Origin of the sequence: Undibacterium sp. RuRC25W (assembly GCF_049339825.1) — a bacterium.
GTDB lineage: Bacteria > Pseudomonadota > Gammaproteobacteria > Burkholderiales > Burkholderiaceae_D > Undibacterium.
This window is the reverse complement of the sequence record NZ_JBMPPD010000014.1, coordinates 33,926-55,645: the sequence shown is the minus strand read 5'-3', so window position 1 is coordinate 55,645 and position 21,720 is coordinate 33,926. Positions and strand designations below refer to the sequence as shown.

19 protein-coding genes are annotated in these 21,720 nt (G+C 48.1%); 8 read left to right on the top strand and 11 right to left on the bottom strand.

Annotated elements, in window-relative coordinates; all coding sequences use genetic code 11:
- Nucleotides 1-123: 123 nt before the first annotated feature.
- Both ACO0KV_RS08615 and ACO0KV_RS08610 read right to left on the bottom strand, forming a co-directional pair.
- The gene (locus ACO0KV_RS08615) at nt 124-504 is read right to left on the bottom strand and encodes a tautomerase family protein (protein ID WP_423041838.1); all 381 of its coding nucleotides are present in this window, start codon (nt 502-504) and stop codon (nt 124-126) included.
- 106 nt (nt 505-610) lie between these two features.
- Nucleotides 611-796, bottom strand: a complete 186-nt coding sequence (locus ACO0KV_RS08610) for a hypothetical protein (protein ID WP_423041836.1) — start codon at nt 794-796, stop codon at nt 611-613.
- A gap of 75 nt (nt 797-871) precedes the next feature.
- On the opposite strand from ACO0KV_RS08610, the gene ACO0KV_RS08605 reads away from it, so the two are divergent.
- Genes ACO0KV_RS08605 through ACO0KV_RS08585 form a run of 5 tightly spaced genes read left to right on the top strand, consistent with a single transcriptional unit; the run spans nt 872 to nt 5,553 of the window.
- Nucleotides 872-1,546 (top strand): hypothetical protein, encoded by a 675-nt coding sequence (locus ACO0KV_RS08605; RefSeq protein ID WP_423041834.1) that lies wholly within the window; start codon nt 872-874, stop codon nt 1,544-1,546.
- Nucleotides 1,543-2,220 (top strand): ABC transporter ATP-binding protein, encoded by a 678-nt coding sequence (locus ACO0KV_RS08600; RefSeq protein WP_423041832.1) that lies wholly within the window; start codon nt 1,543-1,545, stop codon nt 2,218-2,220. Before ACO0KV_RS08605 ends, ACO0KV_RS08600 begins: the two co-directional genes overlap by 4 nt.
- Nucleotides 2,217-3,449, top strand: coding sequence for an ABC transporter permease (locus ACO0KV_RS08595; RefSeq protein WP_423041830.1), 1,233 nt, complete (start codon nt 2,217-2,219; stop codon nt 3,447-3,449). Before ACO0KV_RS08600 ends, ACO0KV_RS08595 begins: the two co-directional genes overlap by 4 nt.
- Before the next feature lie 40 nt (nt 3,450-3,489).
- Nucleotides 3,490-4,245 (top strand): outer membrane lipoprotein-sorting protein, encoded by a 756-nt coding sequence (locus ACO0KV_RS08590; protein WP_423041828.1) that lies wholly within the window; start codon nt 3,490-3,492, stop codon nt 4,243-4,245.
- Nucleotides 4,246-4,248: 3 nt separating this feature from the next.
- Complete coding sequence (locus ACO0KV_RS08585; RefSeq protein WP_423041826.1) at nt 4,249-5,553, top strand: hypothetical protein; 1,305 nt, start codon at nt 4,249-4,251, stop codon at nt 5,551-5,553.
- A gap of 44 nt (nt 5,554-5,597) precedes the next feature.
- Here the strand turns inward: ACO0KV_RS08585 and ACO0KV_RS08580 are convergent, their stop codons facing one another.
- The gene (locus ACO0KV_RS08580) at nt 5,598-6,704 is read right to left on the bottom strand and encodes an HD domain-containing phosphohydrolase (protein ID WP_423041824.1); all 1,107 of its coding nucleotides are present in this window, start codon (nt 6,702-6,704) and stop codon (nt 5,598-5,600) included.
- A gap of 380 nt (nt 6,705-7,084) precedes the next feature.
- Between ACO0KV_RS08580 and ACO0KV_RS08575 the strand changes: the two genes are divergently transcribed.
- The 3 genes from ACO0KV_RS08575 to ACO0KV_RS08565 all read left to right on the top strand — a co-directional run bounded on the left by ACO0KV_RS08575 (nt 7,085) and on the right by ACO0KV_RS08565 (nt 9,085).
- Entirely contained in the window at nt 7,085-7,525 is a 441-nt protein-coding gene (locus ACO0KV_RS08575) for a MerR family transcriptional regulator (protein ID WP_423041822.1), read from the top strand.
- The gene (locus tag ACO0KV_RS08570; protein ID WP_423041820.1) at nt 7,488-8,531 is read left to right on the top strand and encodes an aldo/keto reductase; all 1,044 of its coding nucleotides are present in this window, start codon (nt 7,488-7,490) and stop codon (nt 8,529-8,531) included. Before ACO0KV_RS08575 ends, ACO0KV_RS08570 begins: the two co-directional genes overlap by 38 nt.
- 353 nt (nt 8,532-8,884) lie before the next feature.
- Entirely contained in the window at nt 8,885-9,085 is a 201-nt protein-coding gene (locus ACO0KV_RS08565; RefSeq protein WP_423041818.1) for a hypothetical protein, read from the top strand.
- A gap of 101 nt (nt 9,086-9,186) precedes the next feature.
- Here the strand turns inward: ACO0KV_RS08565 and ACO0KV_RS08560 are convergent, their stop codons facing one another.
- The 8 genes from ACO0KV_RS08560 to ACO0KV_RS08525 form a co-directional block, all read right to left on the bottom strand.
- Nucleotides 9,187-10,440 (bottom strand): SGNH/GDSL hydrolase family protein, encoded by a 1,254-nt coding sequence (locus tag ACO0KV_RS08560; RefSeq protein WP_423041816.1) that lies wholly within the window; start codon nt 10,438-10,440, stop codon nt 9,187-9,189.
- Nucleotides 10,441-10,617: 177 nt separating this feature from the next.
- Complete coding sequence (gene lpdA / locus ACO0KV_RS08555; protein WP_423041814.1) at nt 10,618-12,726, bottom strand: dihydrolipoyl dehydrogenase; 2,109 nt, start codon at nt 12,724-12,726, stop codon at nt 10,618-10,620.
- 14 nt (nt 12,727-12,740) lie between these two features.
- Complete coding sequence (gene aceF, locus ACO0KV_RS08550; protein ID WP_423041812.1) at nt 12,741-14,081, bottom strand: dihydrolipoyllysine-residue acetyltransferase; 1,341 nt, start codon at nt 14,079-14,081, stop codon at nt 12,741-12,743.
- A gap of 99 nt (nt 14,082-14,180) precedes the next feature.
- On the bottom strand, nt 14,181-16,877 hold the full coding sequence (aceE, locus tag ACO0KV_RS08545; protein WP_423041810.1) for a pyruvate dehydrogenase (acetyl-transferring), homodimeric type: 2,697 nt from the start codon (nt 16,875-16,877) through the stop codon (nt 14,181-14,183).
- A gap of 375 nt (nt 16,878-17,252) precedes the next feature.
- Nucleotides 17,253-18,395 carry an ABC transporter permease gene (locus ACO0KV_RS08540; RefSeq protein ID WP_423041808.1) on the bottom strand — a complete coding sequence of 381 codons (1,143 nt, stop codon included), beginning with the start codon at nt 18,393-18,395 and terminating at the stop codon, nt 17,253-17,255.
- Nucleotides 18,392-19,936, bottom strand: coding sequence for an efflux transporter outer membrane subunit (locus ACO0KV_RS08535; protein WP_423041806.1), 1,545 nt, complete (start codon nt 19,934-19,936; stop codon nt 18,392-18,394). Before ACO0KV_RS08535 ends, ACO0KV_RS08540 begins: the two co-directional genes overlap by 4 nt.
- The gene (locus ACO0KV_RS08530; protein ID WP_423041804.1) at nt 19,933-21,018 is read right to left on the bottom strand and encodes an HlyD family secretion protein; all 1,086 of its coding nucleotides are present in this window, start codon (nt 21,016-21,018) and stop codon (nt 19,933-19,935) included. The genes ACO0KV_RS08535 and ACO0KV_RS08530 overlap by 4 nt, the downstream gene beginning before the upstream one ends.
- Nucleotides 21,015-21,710: an ABC transporter ATP-binding protein gene (locus tag ACO0KV_RS08525; RefSeq protein ID WP_423041802.1), complete on the bottom strand. Its 696-nt coding sequence runs from the start codon at nt 21,708-21,710 to the stop codon at nt 21,015-21,017. Before ACO0KV_RS08525 ends, ACO0KV_RS08530 begins: the two co-directional genes overlap by 4 nt.
- Between the last annotated feature and the right edge of the window lie 10 nt (nt 21,711-21,720).

Below are 21,720 nucleotides of genomic sequence, written 5' to 3'. Positions count from 1 at the left end.
ACGACAACGACGACATAGTGGAACTTACGCCGACCTTAAATGCCGACCAAACGCAAGCGAGAGCTGATCAGCAGTTAATGGTGGTCAACCAAGAACCACTGCCTAACATAGCCACAGGATTCATCAGGTATGGATCAGTCGCCCCCCGGCAAAAGACCAGTTCTCCCATGTTGTCTCTTTAAATACGACCATCACATTCTCAGGATGAATTTCCTGAGCACTCAGACGCTGCATCAGACTATCGAGTAACTTCTTTTTAATTTTAACGCTACGACCTGCAGACCACAAAATTTCGATCAGTACAAAGTTTTCATCGCGATCTTGTCTTGCATCAGGATAGCGTGCATCAAACCGGAAATTAACTGCATCAAGCTCAATCGCACGTTGAAACAGATCCTCAACAGGCACACCGGATTCAACCAATGCGCCATGGACCGCATCGAATACTGCATTTTTAAATTCAGTGGTTTTGGGGCTACGCAATGTGACGGTAATTAATGGCATAACTTTTCTCCTGGAAAATGATGTTCTCAGTCGCTTCAATAAACGCCCGACTGATCCGGCTCACATCATACAAAACAAAAGCGATTCACACTTTTTATAATAAAAATTAACAAAAATTGTCGAGGTAACGGTTATTAGTTCTCCGTTTATCAATACCACCACTATCGGCACCAGCAACAATTTCAACAATATCGAGCTCCCTGCTGAAGACGTCGTCACGTGAACATCGTTTCCATTCACGCCAGAATTCGAACGTTTCACGCCCAACATCAGCCACTAGTCGCATAGTCATAGAGCGTCACTCCAATTGCATTTACGCTTCTCCTGTCGCATCCCTCATTTAGCAAGAGATCAACAGGAGATCACCATGAAAGTACGCACATCACCCGCCAGTATCAGTTTCAGTTTCATCATCGCGTTTTCTTCCTTATTTGGGATAGTGGATTCCGCCTCTGCCTTTTCTGAAACGGCTTTCCAGAGCAGTTTTAAAAAATTCACCACCGCCGCTGATGACAAAGTGATAGAACAAACCGCCCAAGAGTTTCAGCAATTACTTGCGGCAGAACCTGGCAACCCGCTGTTAATGGCGTATGCGGGCGCCTCCACTGCCAGACTCGCAACAACAACGATGTTTCCCTGGAAAAAAATGTCTTATGCTGAAGATGGTATGGCCAAGCTCGATAAGGCTTTGCAGATAACAGCAAATGCGGATAACGACGCGGCGAGTCATTCTCCGGCTATGCATGGCAGTGTGCCCGTCACGCTGGAAGTGAAGTTTGTCGCGGCGAACACCTTTTTAGCATTACCAGGCTTTATGAATCGTGCCAGTCAAGGACAAAAATTGCTCAATGACGTTCTGCAGCAAGCACAATTTGCGACGACTGCAAGCAGCTTTCGTGGCGCAGTATGGCTACGTGCGGCCACTCTCGCCTTGGAACAGAAGCATCCAGAACTTGCGAAGACCTATCTGAATGCAGTGATACAAGCCAATGCGCCACAAGCGAGCGCCGCTGTGCAGCTGATGAAAGGGATCGCATCATGAGCCAGACTGCGATCGTCGAACTTCGCGGCGTTCATAAATCCTACCGCCTTGGCGAACATCTGGTACAAGCCCTGCGCGGCGTCGATTTACAAGTACATCGTGGCGAATTACTTGCACTCACTGGCCCCTCTGGTAGCGGTAAAAGTACGATTTTAAATTTATGCGGTTTGATCGATCGTGCCGATGCAGGTGATGTCCTCATCAACGGCAAAATGATCGCTGAGTTGAGTGAAAAACAATTGACCATACAACGCCGCGATACGATTGGTTTTATCTTCCAAAGCTTCAATCTGGTGCCTGTGATGACCGTCGCAGAGAACGTTGATTATCCTTTATTTTTAAATGGTGTTCCTCTCTCTGAGCGCAAAGCGAGGGTTGCTGCACAACTCAAAGCCGTTGGCTTGCATGAACATGCACACCATTTACCCGATGCACTTTCTGGTGGACAGCGCCAACGCGTCGCCATCGCCCGCGCATTGATTAAACGGCCATCCATTGTGATTGCCGATGAACCCACCGCCAGCCTCGACTCTCACACGGCAGATCAAGTCCTCGATCTGATGCGCGAACGCGGACACGCCGAGGGAGCTGCGTTTGTTATCGCCAGCCACGATGATCGCCTGACCCGCCGCGCCGACCGGATTGTTTCTTTACTGGATGGGAGATTACAATGAAAATCCTCACTGACAATCTCACTTGGATAAGATTCGCTTTTCATAACAGCTTGCGCAATCGTCGTCGCTCATTGGTCACCGTGGCGATCGCCGCGATGGGAACTGCTGGTATTTTACTGGCAGGTGGCTTTGCTTATTCTACCTATGAAGGCTTGTCGCAAGCAGCCGCGAGAACAACGGGGCATCTGATTGTTGGCACGCCTGCACACTTTCATACCGAAGAAGACGTACCGCTGCAATTTGGCATAGACAAAGCGCCAGAGATTGCACAGCAACTCCTGAGCGATCCTGCCGTGCGCTACGTTTTACCCCGCGTAGATTTCAGTGGGCTCATCAGTAATGGCGACAAATCAACCATCATGTTAGCCATCGGCGTCGATCCACAAGCAGAATTTGCCGTCAAAGGACCATTCTTAACAATCAAAGAAGGCGATATCCTGCAAGCTAACCCGGCCCAGCCAGAAATTATGCTTGGCGATGCCTTAGCTAAAAGCCTTAAAGCCAACACTGGTAGTGACCTCACACTGATGGTCAGTACCGTTGACGGTGCGCTCAATGCCTTGGATGTTAAAGTCAGAGGCGTCGTTTCCACAGGCATTCCCGACATCGATAAACGGCTGGTCTATACCGATATCAACACTGCGCAAAAAATTCTCAATTCACAACGTGTTTCTAGTCTAGGTGTGTTTTTAGACAATATGCAAGCAACGAACGCGGCTCAACAAAGGATCAGTCACCTGCTGCCTGCGATGAAAGTAGAAACCTGGCTAGATGAAGCCTTCTTCTATAAATCAGTACGGGAACTATACAACCGTATTTTTGGGGCCCTTGGTTTGATTATCAGCGTCATCGTTGTGTTTGTTGTGACCAACGCGATGGCGATGGCAATTATCGAACGCACCCGTGAAATTGGTAGTCTACGTGCGATGGGTACCATGTCATCCGAACTCATTCGCAGTTTTACCTTTGAGGGGATGTTTCTTGGCGCGACCGGTGCATTGACTGGTGCCCTCATTGCCATCACCATCGCCGTTTTGCTACTTATTTTTCCGGTCCAAATGCCGCCGCCGCCAGGTCGCTCCATCGGCTATCCACTTCTTATTACCATCGATTTCACGATGTACGCGTTGACCTTACTAGGAATGATTACATTATCCATGCTGTCATCCGGACTGATTGCTAGTAAAACCTTACAGCAACCTATTGTCGATGCACTGGCACATAACTAAAACAGACCAATGGTATCCACCACTTAATTGAGGAAAAATCATGTTCAACTTTCAAAAAAAATTACGCCTTACAACGCTTAGTTTATTCATGCTCGGTTGCAGCCAGATCGCTCATGCCGACGATCTCAAGAGCTTATTGAAAGCGGCGGACCATTTTCGACTTGGTGAAGAAAGCATGCAAGTCGAAACACAGATTACGACGTTTAATCGTGATGGCAGCAAAGAAAAAGAACGCACCTATCTAGTCTATAGTCGGCCGCATCGTCAGTCGTTGGTGCTCATGCAAAGCCCCGCTGAAAAGGGGCAGAAGATACTGATGTCTGGCGACGACTTCTGGATGCTGTTACCTGGGAGTCAGCGTCCGCTACGGATCACGCCGATGCAAAAATTGCTTGGCGATGCCTCTATCGGCGATATCGCGACCACTACGTGGGCGGACGATTATGAAGGTAATGTTATCGGTGAGGAGCAATGCGAAGGTCGCTCCTGTCTACATCTGAGTCTGAACGCAAATCGTAAATCAGTCGCTTATCAGCATATCGAACTATGGATCGGCAAAACACTGCACGAGCCGCTGAAAGCCGATCTGTATGTGCAATCCGAAAAGCTGGCAAAGCAGGCTAGCTTTGTCATGAACAAGGCACAAGCGCCAACCGAAGTCAGTCAAATGATCCTGCTCGATCAATTGAGTAGTCACAAAGAAACACGTGTTCAGTACGTCAGCAGAAAATCGAAAGTCGTGCCAGACCAATGGCTCAATCCGATGTTTTTAGCTAAAAATCCAACGCTGGAGTAAGTCATGCATTCAAGTACTTACACCAGGTTCAAACAAGACCCAGTCCTCTTTGCTGGATCAAGGTTACTGGCAATGGTGACGTTGGTGGCATCGCTGACACACGCACCAGTAACGCATGCCGCGGCTACGGAAGAGTGGCAATTCAGTGGGCAGATACGTAACCTCTTAACGAACACCGCGAACAATGGTCATGATCCGGTATCTGTCGCCAATCAATTCGTACCTGGCGTCATCACTGAAACGACGAATGAGGCACAAGTACAAAGTGAATTGCATCTCAGCACACATGGCGTCACTGCGATCGCAACGCTGCAAGGGCAAGCGATTGATCCTAGCAAAACAAACGCAACAGCTTGGTTAAACGAACTGTATTCTGGCTGGGGAGATGGTGCTTGGCAAGTGAGTGTCGGAAAAAAAATTGTTAGTTGGGACGTTGTTTATGGATTCCGCCCCAACGACATGATTCAACAAGAAAAACGCCAGACATTCATTACCAGCACCTTAATCGGCAGACCTTTGGCAATGGCAGAGTATTTTGATGCCGACAACTCACTGGCCTTAGTAGTGGTCAATCCTGAGCATACAAACAGTATAGACGCCTCGGTCGAACCCGCCTTTGCAGCACGGGCTTATCATCATGCAGGTAGTCTTGATCTGTATGGTTTCTCCCGCTATGGCCAAGAAACCGGGGCAAGTATTGGTACGGCGGCGGCTTGGGTTATGTCAGAATCCATCGAACTCCATGCGTCATATCGCTATAGTCAGAAAATGGGACTGCTCACATTACAGCCTCTCTCCTCGATGCTTGCCAGAACGCCTCCTTGGCAAACGCCGTTGATCGCCCACATTCAGCAAGCGGCGATCGGTGTGACTTATACCACCGCAAATCAACACAGTTTCATCATCGAAGCATGGTGGGATGGTGCAGCACCATCGGATGCACAGTGGCGAGAATGGAATCAACGCAATCACGCATTGATGACACTGGCGTCAACCATGCCATCGCTACAAACACCCATCGCATATAACCTAGCGTGGCAAGCTAATTTACTGTCTGCTGCGAATAATTTCCGTAGGAAAAACCTCTTTGCACGCTGGAGTTGGCAAAGAGGTGCCTGGACAACTGCTGTTGATACGCTGATCACACCTGAAGATAAAGGACGTGCGACAAGTGCGAGCGTTGAATGGCAAGGCGACCGCTGGCACCTCGAAGCCGGCATGCGGATCTATGGAGGGCCATCCGCAGCTGTGTTTGCGCAACTGCCGCAAAACAAGGTGGTTTACAGCTCGGCTACGTGGGCGTTTTAAATACAGAGAACGAAGCAGCCACCACGTCCGCTAAAAAGCTGCATCTATTGCTTCATCATTAAACTACGCACAACATCATTAAATGCAGTCACCATCTCCGGATCAAACTGCACATGAATATTGGCATTAATTTCGGATACCGCTTGCATCAAACTCTTTTTATAGCCACGGTCTGAACGTTCCGTCGTGATAGAACAAAACGTATCAACAATAGAGAGCATCCGCGCTCCGGGATGAATTTGTTCTCCGGCGATGCCATTCGGGTAACCGGTACCGTCAAAAAATTCATGATGATCCAATACCATCTGTGCTGCATCTTCCCAGCCACCAAATCGCATCAACAGTTGACTACCAAACTGTACGTGGCTCTGTAGAATTTTTTGCTCTTCACGGGATAAGGCACTTTCTTTGTTATAAATCGATTGCGGAATCAGACACATTCCGACATCGTGCATCCATGCCGCCGCTTCTAATTGTTTAGCATCGGCAGGATTGCCCAAGGCAATGTTTAAAGCCCCTACCAATTCAAGCGTGTGTTCGCTACGATTTTTACGGAAAATACTGAGCTTATCCAGATGCGCTGCCATCCCGCGCATAAAGACAGTATCTTCAGGCACGACCAGCTCAACTTTCACTCCCTTTTGCAATGGTGATTTGTCAAGAGCCCGTCCCCCAAGGCTTTCAATTGCGGCGGTCAGTGCGAGCGACGTCAGCCCATTGGCGGTATCTTTTTGCAGTTTGTCGCAGACATCAGAAAGGCGCTTTCTTTTCATGTCGTCGGCTTGCCCGTGACGAATCAACTCTGAAAGTAAGGCTTCAATTTCATCGGTCGCCAACAGCAAAAACTCGCCCAGTTCAGGCAGATATTGCTCGGGATGAGCGCGGATTTTTGAAAAGACTTCTTCTATCCGGTGCAATAAGGCATTGAGGGGGCCCAGGCCAACCATCTGGCAATTACCCTTGAGCGAATGCATCGATCTAAACATCCTGTGGATGTACTCGGACCCGCCCTGTGCATTGAGTGCCTTGACGCAGATCTCAACTTCTGCACAGCAGTCTCGGGTGCAATCAACAAAATCATCGATGATGGTGCGTTCCATCGCCAAAAACTCAGGGCAACTAAATTTTTCTCCCGCGTTGGGTGTATTCATTCTGATGCTCCCGTTAAGTTGCGTAGCGAAGTTGCAAAAACAATGGGCGGCAAAAAACGACGACAAGACGATCATGTTCAAGTTAAGAAAAGGACATGAGCTGGATTGCGCCGCCATGTAATCCTCAACACCACAGTTAAAAAGCATACTCCTTTCGTGATGAATGTAGGCGCTTTTTTGTTTCAATACATCAATTACGCAAAAGAAACGTTAAACAGATTATTTCTGGATAACGCTTTTTGCATCGTACAGATTACTTATTGTTCAACATTTTTTGAAAACCGATGTTTAGCGATACCTGAAAGATCGTCCAAAATAGTGAATAATGCGCTTGACTTAGAGTGCACTCTAACTTCTAGACTGTGGCCATGACTCCCGCCATGACGATTCAACAAGCTGCAAAGCAGACCGGCTTAAGTGTCCATACGCTTCGTTATTACGAGCGTATTGGCCTCCTTGATCCAGTTGCACGACGCGACAACACGCACCGTCTATTCCGTGAAGAAGATATCCGTTGGATAGATTTTTTACTGAAACTGCGCGGGACGGGGTTGCCAGTGCGTGACATGCTGCGTTATGCGGAATTACGTCGCCAAGGCGATACGTCTGAGAGTGTCGCCGCACGCAAAGCCTTGCTCGTCGAGCATACGCGCAGCGTAGAAAAAACCTTGGCGGAATTACAAGGCAATCTCACTATACTGCAGAAAAAAATCTGCCTATACGAAGAAATGCAAGCCGCTATCGTTACGCCTTTGACTTCATCTACTCAAGAGGAAACGCACCATGCAACAAATCAACACGTCATCAACGCACAAACTTAGTGGCAACGCTACCGACAAGCTAACCCGACGCTTAGGTACCGACGGTCCAGTCGCTTCGGCGATCGGTCTTGGTTGCATGGGTATGAGTGATTTCTATGCGAATCGTGATGATACCGAATCCATCGCCACTATTCACCGCGCGATGGAATTAGGGATTACGCTGTTTGATACTGCCGATATGTATGGCCCATTTACGAATGAGGAATTGTTGGGCAAAGCAATAAAAGGAAAGCGTGACCAATGCTTTATTGCGACCAAGTTCGGTATCGTGCGCGACCTGAGTAATCCACAAGCGCGCGGCGTCAACGGTCGTCCGGAATACATCCGCCAGTCTGTCGAAGGCAGCATGAAGCGCCTAGGGATTGATCACATCGATTTATACTATCAGCACCGTATCGACCCTGAAACACCAATTGAAGATAGTGTTGGCGCGATGACTGACCTAGTTAAGGCCGGTAAAATTCGGTTTATCGGATTATCAGAACCGGCTGCCAAGACCATAGAACGGGCTCATAAAGTGCACCCAATTACGGCCATCCAGAATGAATATTCGTTGTGGACCCGCGATCCGGAACATGATGTGTTAGCCACCTGTCGGCGTCTCGGAATCGGTTTTGTTCCCTACAGCCCGCTAGGGCGTGGCTTTCTGACAGGCGCCATCACTAGTCCAGATCAATTTGAGGCCGATGATTACCGCCGTTTCAGCCCTCGTTTCCAGGGAGAAAACTTCGATAAAAATCTACAATTAGTGTATAAAGTCGAACTACTCGCCAAGGACTACGGCTGCTCTGCTTCACAGCTAGCGCTCGCGTGGGTAATGGCACAAGACCCGCATATCGTTCCCATCCCCGGCACCAAACGCCGTCATTATCTGGAAGAAAACTGGGGGGCCTTATCACTGCAATTATCTACTGCTGATTTGCAAGCATTAACCGATATCTTTCCACTAGACGCTGCCGCGGGGGAGCGTTATTCAGAAGCAGGGATGAAGGTATTGAACGGGTGATTGAGATTGCTCTGACAATTGCCTCGAAGTCTATTTTTTGAGCGATTAGCTCCAGCGCTCCCGCTTGCGGTAGAGGGGATGAGTCCGCATTGTTTTTGTGATGAATGATGTAGATTTTGGGTTTGGTTTGCTGTTGCCCTTTTCCACACTGGGTTTCAGCCGTTACTGGAATGACATGAGAGGGAATTAGCGGGTTACACCAACGCTAGCTAAAGAAAAATCGCCTATTGACTAGTTATATATTTATTACCATAATTAACATGCTGATATATTTCCTACAATCATTCATTTTAGACAAATACAGCGCACGTTAACACTTTCGGTATCACGCTAACTAACCAAGAAAGATCATCATGAATTCATTGACAGACGTGTCACCTGTTCTGATCCCTATCATCGCACTGCTCGTTCCTATCGTGGCGATCATTTCTTCGGCAATATTAAAAATCATGCGGTTGCAATTACTCCATGAGACCGTCCGCCAGTTAAGTGCCAATGGTCAGCCTATTCCATCTGAGTTGATCAACAAACTCGTCGACACAAAATCAAACTAATCGGTATCCCGACCAAGTAATAGAAACTGCGCACGGAAGAGGAAATGCTACCTCTTACGTGTTGTCCGTGCTGGGTGGGTAAGCCGGTTTAACGGGGAGATTTAACGCAACACAGAAAACAGATTCAGATCAACCGTATTTGCTATTGCACGATATCCGACATCATTCGGATGGGTGTGGTCACCGCTATCAAATTCTGGTGCAAGTTGGGTAGGATGTGCTGGTGATGCTAGCGCGCGATCAAAATCAATCACGGCATCAAACGCCCCTGACTGACGTATCCAGGCATTCAGATCTTGTCGCATTTTTTCACCGTTCGCACTATGCCCTATCACGCCAACAGTTCCTCCATTGGGCAGTATCGTTCCACCCCACACCTTCACTCCCTTAGCATGCGCTTTCGCAATCAGAGCTACCATCCCTTGAGTGAGCTGAGTTACCGTCACCTTATCCTTGGGCGAACGCAGCACGTTGGCAGCACTGATGTCATTGATACCACCAAATAGCAAAACCCATTTGACGCTCGGCTTAGAGAGTGCGTCGCGTTCTAGACGTGCCAGCATACCAGGACCGACAAAGGGATCGGTACCATCATTGAGAAGGCGATTACCGCTAATACCGGCGTTCTGGACCGCAATCGATGAGCGCTTAATATCGGTTTGCAGGCGCTCGGCAAGCACATCGGTCCACCGCATATTCTTATCCCCTGTCGAACCAACCCCATCAGTAATCGAATCACCAATCACCACGATAGCGCGAGCATCATGCGCACCTGACACCTCGACATCGGCTAAAAAATAACGACTGTCATCCTTATCCGGATGTGGCAAATCGATCGCTGTCGTTAAATTATATTCCGGCACTGAATAAGTCGTCTGCATTGCAGTGCCGTGTAATGTCGAGGCAATAATCCCGGAAGGTAAAAACATACTGACTGCCAACTCCTGCAACGGTGCTACCTTCATGCTGACTGGATCACTTAAGACACTCTCTCCCAGAGGGATGGTCACCTGTCGTTTGCCAGCGAACGTGACCACATGATCGCTGCCAGCCTTAATCGCGGCATCCCTTGCATGAGCTGCCAGATGCACCGAACCAAGTTCAAGAGGTTCTTTGCCATACTGATTTGAAATACGAATGCGAATACGTTTGCCACCGACGCTCGTGCGTATTACCTGACGGATTGTTTGCGCCTTCAAAGGAGGACCAATCTGATCTGGCGCAGCAGTCCATGTCCCAACCCAGCCATTATCAACCTCAGCATAGGACGGACAAGCCATTAACAACAAACAACATGCACTACAACTTGCTGCAAAAATACGCTTAATACTCAGTAATTTCAGTTGTTGGACCATCTTTTGCACTTTCTTCGCACTTTATTTTTATATCAAACAATGAGCATCTAGAATAGCAGACGGATCATAGTTTCTGAATTAGCATTAACTAAGTACCAACTAAGCGGTGCGTAGATCTTTCATCGGTATAAAAAAACCGCGACCATGATCGCGGTTTTTAACTTCATCAACAACGGCTTACTTTTTACGCTGAGGTGGTAAATCGGTACAAACGCCTTTGTAGACTTCGGCTGCCATACCAATGGACTCGCCCAGTGTCGGATGCGGATGGATCGTTTTACCGATATCGACTGCATCAGCACCCATTTCAATGGCCAGCGCGATTTCACCGATCATATCGCCTGCGTGGGTACCAACGATACCACCGCCCACAATACGCTTGGTTTCCGCATCGAAAATCAACTTAGTGAAGCCTTCATCACGGCCATTTGCTACGGCACGACCAGAAGCCATCCATGGGAACAGACCTTTTTCAACTTTCAGACCTTTTGCTTTCGCTTCATCTTCAGTCACGCCAACCCATGCCACTTCCGGATCAGTGTAAGCCACTGAAGGAATGACGGAAGCGTCAAAGTAGGCTTTTTCGCCCGCTGCTGCTTCGGCAGCCACGTGCGCTTCATGCACTGCTTTATGCGCTAGCATTGGTTGTCCGACTAGATCACCAATCGCAAAAATATGCGGTACATTCGTACGCATTTGTTTATCGACATGGATGAATCCACGGTCAGTCACTGCCACACCTGCTTTGTCAGCAGCGACTTTTTTACCGTTTGGACTACGACCAACAGCCACTAACACCAGATCATACAATTGTGGCGCCGGTACTGCGTCGCCTTCAACGGCGGCGGCGAAAGTGACTTTGATCCCTTCTGGGAGTGCTTCAACGCCAACCGTTTTAGTTTTCAACATGATGTTGTCAAACCGTTTTTCGTTGAACTTCTGCCAGACCTTGACCATATCACGGTCAGCGCCTTGCATCAGGCCATCCATCATCTCAACGACATCAATACGTGCGCCGAGTGTGGAATAAACGGTTGCCATTTCCAGGCCAATAATACCCCCACCAATAACCAGCATACGTTTTGGTACCTGACGCAATTCCAATGCGCCGGTACTGTCAACGATGCGTGGATCTGCTGGAACAAACGGCAAGTTCACAACTGAAGAACCTGCAGCGATGATCGCTTGTTTGAAATGCACCACTTTTTTAGTGCCGTCGGCTGCTGTCACTTCAATATGATAAGGGCTCAGGAACTGGCCAACACCTTGAACGATATTGACTTTACGTGCTTTCGCCATACCAGCTAAGCCAGTCGTCATTTTTTTGATGACGCTTTCTTTGTAGCCACGCAACTTGTCGATGTCAATCGTTGGTTTCGCAAAGCTCACGCCCAGCGCTTCCATGTGCGAGGTTTCATCGATCACCGCAGCAACGTGCAACAATGCTTTGGATGGAATACAGCCAACGTTCAAACACACGCCACCAAGTGCCGCATATTTTTCAACCAAGACTGTATTCAAACCAAGATCAGCAGAACGGAACGCCGCTGAATAGCCACCAGGACCCGCACCCAAGACCATCATGTCGCACTGAAGATCGACCTGACCGCTGTAACCGGAGGCAACTGGCGCTGGAACCGCTGGAGCGCTTGGTGCGGCAACTGGTGCTGCCGGTGAAGCTGGAGCCGCTGTTGCTGCCGAAGCTGCTGCACCCGCCGCTTCTACTAGTAATAACAACGAACCTTCGGCAACTTTATCACCGACTTTGACTTTCACTTCTTTGACCACACCTGCATGACTAGATGGAATTTCCATACTTGCCTTGTCAGATTCAACCGTGATCAGTGACTGATCTACTTTGATCGTATCGCCAACTTTGACCATCAATTCAATGACTTCAACTTCTTTGAAATCGCCGATATCTGGTACCTTCACCTCAACGATGCCAACTACTGCCGGAGCAGCAACGACTGCTGCAGACGCTGCTGGTGCTGTCGCGGGAGCGGGAGCTGCTGCGGGAGCTGCTGCAGCAGGCACAGCCGCCACGCCTTCTGCTTCCACGATCAACAGCAAGCTGCCTTCAGCGATCTTGTCACCTAGCTTAACGCGCAATTCTTTGATCACACCAGCATGGCTGGAAGGGATTTCCATACTTGCTTTGTCAGATTCGACGGTAATCAAAGACTGATCAACCTTAATGGTATCGCCGACTTTGACCAGCAACTCAATCACTTCGACTTCTTTAAAATCACCGATATCCGGGACTTTGACTTCAACTGTACTCATCGCATGCTCTCCAATCACAGCAAGGTTTTACGCAAATCAGCCAGAACATCAGCCAAATATGCAGTAAATTTCGCAGCCATTGCACCATCGATCACACGGTGATCGTAGGACAAGGACAGTGGCAACATCAGACGCGGAACGAATTGTTTGCCATCCCAGACTGGTTTCATGCTGGATTTAGACAAGCCCAGAATCGCCACTTCAGGTGCATTGATAATCGGTGTGAATGCTGTACCACCGATACCACCCAAAGAAGAAATCGTGAATGTCGCGCCTTGCATATCAGCTGGCTTGAGCTTGCCATCGCGCGCTTGTGCGGACAGTTCACCCATTTCAACGGCGATCTGCGACAAGGTTTTTTGATCTGCATTTTTGATGACAGGAACAACCAAACCATTCGGTGTATCAGCGGCAAAACCGATGTTGTAGTACTGCTTCAGAATCAGGTTTTCGCCAGTTGCATCGAGGGACGCATTGAATGCTTTGAATTTTTTCAAGGCAGCAACGCTGGCTTTGATCACAAAAGCCAGCATGGTCAATTTAACACCAGATTTGACCAATGCATCGTTAGATGATTTACGGAAATCTTCCAGACCAGTGATGTCGGCTTCATCAAATTGCGTCACGTGCGGAATCATGACCCAGTTGCGGTGCAGATTTGGACCACTGAGTTTTTTGATGCGTGACAGCGGCAACAATTCGGTGGTACCGAATTTGCTGAAGTCCAGCGATGGCCATGGCAACAAATCCAAACCTACGCCGCTACCATTTTTAGCCACTGGTGCAGCAACCGCAGCCACGGCAGTACTACCTGCCATGATGCCTTTAACAAAATTCTGTACGTCTTCTTGCGTGATGCGTCCTTTTTGACCAGAACCAGCAACACGACTCAGATCGACACCCAATTCACGCGCAAATTTACGGATGGATGGTGACGCATGGGCTTTACCAGCGCTGGCAGTGGCGACTGGTGCGGTAACTGGAGCAGACGCTGGAGCCGCGACTGGTGCTGCCACTAATACTGCTACTGGTGCTGCTGCCACAGGAGCAGGTGCAGGTGCGGGTGCAGCCGCAGCAACAGGAGTCGATGCTGCAGTTGCAGGTGCTGCTGCGCCAGCGATGGCTTCAACCACGACTAACAGAGAGCCTTCGGCAACTTTATCGCCAACTTTGACTTTAATTTCAGTAATGACACCGGCATGGCTGGAAGGAATTTCCATACTTGCTTTGTCTGATTCTACGGTGATCAGGGACTGATCCACTTTGATGGTATCGCCGACTTTGACCATCAACTCAATGACTTCTACTTCCTTGAAATCACCGATATCCGGTACTTTGACTTCAATTGCGCTCATAAAATAGCTCCGTTTACGTTTCTTTCGTAGGGCACGCGTGGCGCACCGCTCAGATATGCAATGATGTCTGGGTGTACAACGCACACCCAGACACGTGCTTTACACAGTTACTGGATTTGGTTTATCAGCATTGATGCCGTATTTGGTGATTGCCTGTGCCACAACGGAAGCAGATAACGCACCTTCATCAGCCAACGATTTCAATGCAGCGATCACGACGAAGTAGCGATTCACTTCAAAGAATTCACGTAATTTTTCGCGTGAATCAGAACGACCAAAGCCATCCGTACCCAGAACTTTATAGCTACGGTCCTTAGGAATAAAGGCACGTACTTGCTCAGCAAACGTACGCATGTAATCTGTCGATACCACGATTGGACCTTGTGTATCTTTCAGGCATTGTGTGATGTAAGGCAGACGTGCTGTATCTGTCGGGTGCAACATGTTCCAACGTTCTGCATCCTGGCCATCACGTGCCAGCAATGTAAAGGATGGTGCTGACCAGACGTCAGCAGCAATACCCCAGTCACTTTGCAACAATTCGGCAGCAGCAATGACTTCACGCAAAATCGTGCCGGAACCCATCAGTTGTACACGGTGCTTCGTCGTTTGCTGGGACTGTTGCAACAGGTACAGACCTTTGATGATGCCTTCTTCTTGACCTGGCTTGATACCTGGGTGGCTGTAGTTCTCGTTCATCAAGGTGATGTAGTAGAACACGTCTTCTTGCTCAGTGACCATGCGGCGCAGACCGTCATGAATAATGACAGCAACTTCATGGGCAAATGTCGGATCGTAAGGAACGCAGTTAGGAATCGTCGATGCCAATACGTGGCTATGACCATCTTCATGTTGCAAGCCCTCGCCGTTCAATGTCGTACGACCAGCAGTACCGCCCAGCAAGAAGCCACGTGCGCGCATGTCGCCCGCTGCCCATGCCAGATCGCCAATACGCTGCAGACCGAACATAGAGTAGTAAGTGTAGAACGGGATCATGACGCGATTGTTGGTCGAGTAGGAGGTTGCCGCAGCAATCCATGAACTCATACCACCTGCTTCATTGATACCTTCTTGCAGAATCTGACCTGCTTTATCTTCACGGTAGTACATGACCTGGTCTTTATCGACTGGTTCGTACAACTGACCTACTTGGCTAAAAATACCGATCTGGCGGAACAACCCTTCCATACCAAATGTACGGGACTCATCGACCATGATAGGTACAACGCGCTGACCGAGGCTGCTATCACGCAACAATGCAGTCAGAATACGGACATAGGCTGCGGTCGTTGAAATTTCACGGCCTTCTGCAGTTGGTTCCAACATGGCCTGGAATGCAGTCAGTGCTGGCACAACCAATGTTTCATCTGCTGTCTGACGACGTTGTGGCAGGTAGCCACCTAATGCAGCACGACGTGCGTGCAGATATTGCATTTCTGGCGTGTCGTCAGCTGGTTTGTAGAATGGAATCGATGGCAAATCAGCGTCAGCAATTGGCAACTGGAAGCGGTCGCGCATTGCTTTGATGGCTTCATCATCGAGTTTTTTGGTGTTGTGCGCTGTGTTACGTGCTTCACCCGACTTACCAAAGCCGAAACCTTTAATACTCTTCGCCAAGATAACGGTTGGCTGGCCTTTGTTTTCTTGTGCCACTTTAAATGCAGCATAGATTTTGTGTGGGTCATGGCCACCACGGGTCAGACGCCAAATGTCATCATCCGACATTTTGCTGACCATTTCCAGCAATTTTGGATGTTTGCCGAAGAAGTTAGCACGAACATACGCGCCGTCTTTGGCTTTGTAGTTTTGATATTCACCGTCAACGGTTTCCATCATCACTTTTTGCAAAATACCGTCTTTGTCTTTTGCCAGCAGCTCATCCCAGCCCGAGCCCCAGATGACTTTAACAACATTCCAACCTGCGCCACGGAAATCAGATTCCAGCTCTTGAATGATCTTACCGTTACCACGGACCGGACCATCCAGACGTTGCAAGTTACAGTTGACGACGATCACCAAATTGTCGAGTTGTTCGCGACCTGCCATACCGATCGCACCCATGGATTCTGGTTCGTCCATTTCACCGTCGCCGCAGAATGCCCAGACTTTACGTTTCTCAGTATCAGCGATACCACGGGCATGCAAATACTTCAGAAAACGCGCCTGATAGATCGACATCAATGGTCCCAGACCCATCGACACGGTCGGGAACTGCCAGAAGTCTGGCATCAATTTTGGATGTGGGTAGGAAGACAAACCTTTGCCGTCGACTTCACGACGGAAATGCAATAACTGCTCTTCAGTCAGACGGCCTTCCAAGAACGCGCGGGCATAGATACCAGGAGAAGAATGGCCCTGGATGTAGAGCAAATCGCCGCCATGTTCTTCGGTCGGTGCGTGCCAGAAATGGTTAAAACCAATACCGAGCATATTTGCCAATGAAGCAAAACTGGACAAGTGACCACCGAGGTCGCCATCGAGACGATTGGCTTTCACCACCATTGCCATCGCATTCCAACGCATCATGGAGCGCAGTTTTTCTTCGATTTCCAGATTGCCTGGGCAATGCTCGCCCTGGTCAGCAGGAATCGTATTCACATAAGCGGTGTTGCTTGAGAATGGAATGTGGGCACCACGACGACGCGCCAGATCTACCATGCGCTCCATGAGGTAATGAGCACGTTCTGGCCCTTCGTTTTCAATCACTGATTCGAGGGCGTCGAGCCACTCATTGGTTTCCATAACATCAGGATCATTGACGGCTTGCGCCAAAACTTGGTCTATCTGGGGTGACATAAAGAGGTCTCCTGTTGGTGCGCTTTTGAGGTAATTGCGCGTGGCACATCGACAAATATAGGCATTACTTTTCTTAGTGCAGGTATTCTAACAGGGGTTTTTTAATTTTCCAAATAGCGATATGCATTTTCATAATATGAAATTATGGTGCCATGCAAAATATTTTTACACTTTTTTATATGTATTGAATGTGGCAAAGGGATTTATTAATATTGCAACGCAATATTAATAAAAAAAACAAGGACGTCTAACAAGAAAAAGCGACTGACTTTCTCGCAACATTGAACTAAAAAAGAAGAAAAAAAGACGAAAAAAAAAGACGAATGACAATCAATTTAATCGCCATTCGTCTTTTCAATGACCAACAAAAATAACTTACCCCCTGAAAATATCAAACGGCTCAATTTTCAGCACCCGTCGGATCGCCACATAACTGGAGATGCCAGCGATCAAAACGACCATTCCAAATGCCAGCGCCAAGTTCCAGTTAGTAATCATAGCGGCATAACCCGGTAAGCGGCTACGGGCAATGCTAATCATCAGTGTCACTAAGCCTATCCCTAAACCATAACCGGTCAATGCGGTGACTGTTGCCATGAATAAAATCATGTAGATCAGCTCATACCCCTTAGCACCAATTGCTTTTAAGGCGCCGAATTTTTCCAGATTTTCCAAAATAAAAGTGTAGAAGGTTTGCCCGGAAATCGATAAACCAACGATAAAGCTAATGACCGTCATCAATAAAATGTTAGTACCTATCCCAGTTTGATAGGTATAAAAGTCAGCAATACGGTTGTTAAACTCTTCTTTTGTAAAGGCAACGTAACCGAGCTTGGCGACCTCTTTTTTAATATTGGCAATGCCCTGCAGCGACTTGGGTTGCACTAAAACATAAGAAATCGTAAAGCGGGTTGTAGGCAGATATTCAATTGCACGATGATAAGTGGTGTAGAGCGTTGGAACACCATTTAAACCATTCGCCACAACTTTTGCCACACCGACAATGACGCCACGATGATCATTGAGCTCAAAGGATGTACCAATTTTTGGATTTTCCAACTTACTATATTCAGCGTCGTGCACTACAAAAAATGCATTATCAGCATAAATGTCTTGGATATTGCCCTGTTCAAGTTCTGGACGCCCAAATAAACTGGTGTCGTCCAGACCAACGACACTGACACCTTGATAAATGCCACTGGCAAGCTTTACCTGCGCACCACCAATAAAAATGGGCACCGCATAACTAACACCGTCCATACTTCGTACAGCATTGAGTAAATAATCCGGCAAAGGAATCGGACTTCCGGGCGTATTGACTGCAGGATCCATCACCCACATGCTTGCGCCAACATTACTCACTGTCGAGTAAGCCCGATTTAAAATTCCAGAAAACATGGCCGTCATTTGGACCATCAAAAATACCGCAAAAGTAATTCCAATAAGCAATGCGGTAAATTTAGATTTATCGTTGACCAATAATTTAAAACCAATTTTAAGAATGCCACTATGTTTCATGGCACATCCCCAGCGGCATGGTCTTGCCCATTCACAGCTACGTTTGAATTATTCCACCAGCCACCGCCTAAGGCCACATACAAGGCGACCGTATCTTGATAGCGTTGCGCTACTGCCTGCCAGTAGTCGATACTAGCTTGATGCGTTTGTACGTCGGCGGTGTAGACATCGAGATAAGCCGTCATACCTGCGCTGTAATTGGCTTGCACCAGTTGTAAAGCTTGCTGCGCTGCGTGTTTAGCATCTGCACGGGCTTGCAATGCTGCGGCGTCGTGATCAATGGCACCTAAGGTATCGGCTACTTGCGCAAAGGCAGATAAAACGGTTTGCCGGTAAATGGCCTGCGCTGCCTGATATGCATCTATCGCCGCTTGGCGTTGATACCAGAAGGTACCGCCCTGAAACAAGGGCAGAGAAATGCTTGGTCCAACGTTCCAAAATTTGCCGTTGCCAGCAGAGAGGTTCCCCCAACTGCGCCCAGCGATGCCCACATTACCACTCAAACTAATACTAGGAAACATGGCAGCAGTGGCGACACCAATTTCTGCACTAGCAGCATGTAGTTGCGCTTGTGCCGATAAAATATCAGGACGTTGTCTGATCAAATCTGAAGGCAAACTTAAAGGCAACTCAATGGGCAAAGACAAACTACTAAGAGTCACCTCGGGCAAGTTCAATTGTGCGGGTGTTACGCCTTGTAAAGTAGCGAGCAAGTCTTCGGATTGAGCTAGTTTCTGCTTTAAAGGTGCAATTGCTGCCTCATTGCTGGCAATCAGACTTTGCAGGCTCAATACGCTACTATATGGAATCGTCCCATTGTTGTAGAGGACTTGCGTCGTTTTTAGTTGCTTACGCTCGATATCAATCAATTCTTGGTTTAAGCGAATTTGCTCAGCGTAAGCAGCATGGGCAATCACAGTATTGACCACGTTGGCAGAAAGCATCAGATAAGCCGCCTTTGTCAGATAGCCCTGATTGCTCATCTGCGCTAAAGCCACTTCTACCGCTCTACGTTCGCCACCAAACACATCAAAAACATAGCTAATTGAACCACTAACCGTCACTAGGTTATACACCGTACCTGGCGTAGAGAGCCCCGTCTGAACTGGTGCACTGCGCGCTCTGATTGCTTCTGCGCCAATATCCACCTTGGGAAAAAATACACCGTAGGCTGCCTGTACATTGTGCTGGCTTTGACGCAGATTCGCTTGTGAAGCCGCCAAGGTCTGGTTATGCGCAAGCGCTTGCTCGACCACTGCATTCAAGGATGCTGAACCGAATAATGTCCACCATTCGTCATTAATTGTCGTGTTGCCAGAAATATGTTGCGTCTTTCCATCCGCAGAAAAATGCTGTTCTACAGAAAAATTCTTCGCATATTGGTCAGACGATTCTGCGTGTGGCGGCACAAAATCGGGGCCAACCGCGCAGGCACTTAATAGGCACACTACCATTAACGTCAAGAAAACAGGCCGCGTTACATGCCGCCGCTGGCCTAGCTTATCAGTCTTAATTGGTGTCATGATGAGTAAAGACATCATTTATTTCCTATATAGACATCCACCAATTGCCCTGGATAAATGGCTGTATGATTTTTTTTGCTAAAGCGGAAAATTACCGGCAGTACCCTGAGATCAACTTTCTCCTGCCGTTGATTTGAGAGCTCTAATTTTGGTGAAATATAAGGCTGGATACGGACAAATTCGAGCGGGATCTTGACATCGGTTCCCTGCAGCGACATTTCAGCGCGAATATGTGCAGCATCAGGCAAACGCGACACCAAAATTTCATCAACATAACAACGAACCGCCAGATAGTCCTGATTGCGGCTCATCACCATCACTGGCAAATTGGCCTGCGTATAGGCGTCGTAGGAACCAACGCCAGACACATAGCTGCCGGGTGTTGCATTAACAGACATAACAACGCCATCAGTACGCGCCTTGATAACGTATTTTCCCAGTACCGCCAACGCACCTTGGTACGCTTGCTGCAAAGCATCGTATTGTTTCTGTTGATTCTCGATGTCATAAGCCCATGCACCAGCTTTGGTCAGATTGTATTGTTTCTGCGCGACATCCAACGCTGCCTCTGCCTGATTAAGCGCATCTTTGGCATTGTCGAGCACGTCCTTGCTGATCGATTTTGCGTCAATCTCATAGGACGCACGACGTTTTTCAAACTGATCACGCGCAAGTTTTACGTTAGCTGCGGCCAGATCGACCTGGGATTTTGCAATATCAAGTGTTTCTTTGCGGGGTTGTGCTTTTAATTCATTCAAAAGGCTTAATGCAGCTTGGGCTTGTGAATGCGCCTGTTCTGCAGTGGACTTAGGTACTGTATCGTCAAGCATGATCAAAGACGCGCCGGCCGCCACACTTTGCCCTTCAGCGACGGCGACTTTGGTAATTACCCCGGGCACCTCAGGATAAACATTGATGTTGGAGCTACCTGCCTGATCACTTTCAATGATGCCATTGGCGTAGATTGAGGATGGATATGGGCTTGCTACAGGCTTAAATAAAGGTGGCTGCGGCTTACGCTCGATGCCATAAATATAAGCGAATATCAGACCGGCCAAAGCACCGATCAAGGCTAAGCCAAAAATTATCTTGTTTCTCATTCTGTTCCCTTATCTAAGCCTGTGATATGTCCATCTTCCATATGAACAATCCGATCCGCGAAATCGTTGATTCGCGCGTCATGCGTTACGATCACAATGCAACGGTCGGGATTTAAAAATTTCTCTTTGACAAAAGCAATGATCATTTTCCCCGTTTCTCCATCCAATGAAGCGGTAGGTTCATCCATGATGAGAATATGCGGCTCACTGATCATGGCACGTGCAATCGCCACCCGCTGCTGCTCGCCACCTGATAACTTGACTGGCAAAACTTCAGTGCGATCTTTTAAACCGACAATGTCGAGGTAACGACGGGCTTCAACAATAGATTCATCCCAATCTCTTTGTTTGAGTATCAAAGGTATAGCGACATTTTCTGCCGTGGTTAAACGAGGGAATAAATGGAAGTCCTGAAACACAAAACCGATGGTATTAAGGCGAAAATCGGCCAACTGATTTTCAGACATATTCCAGATACTTTTGCCTCTGACATCAACACTACCTTCATTGGGGCGCAAAATTCCTGAGATCATGCTCAGAAACGTCGTCTTACCACTACCGGAGGGGCCAACAATAAATAGCATTTCACCAAGATGGGCTGAAAAATTGACTTTATTAACCGCAACCACTCTAGTCTCGCCCTCACCAAACCATTTGCTCACATCTTTTGCAATAATTGCAGGTTTATCCATGGTTCGTTGT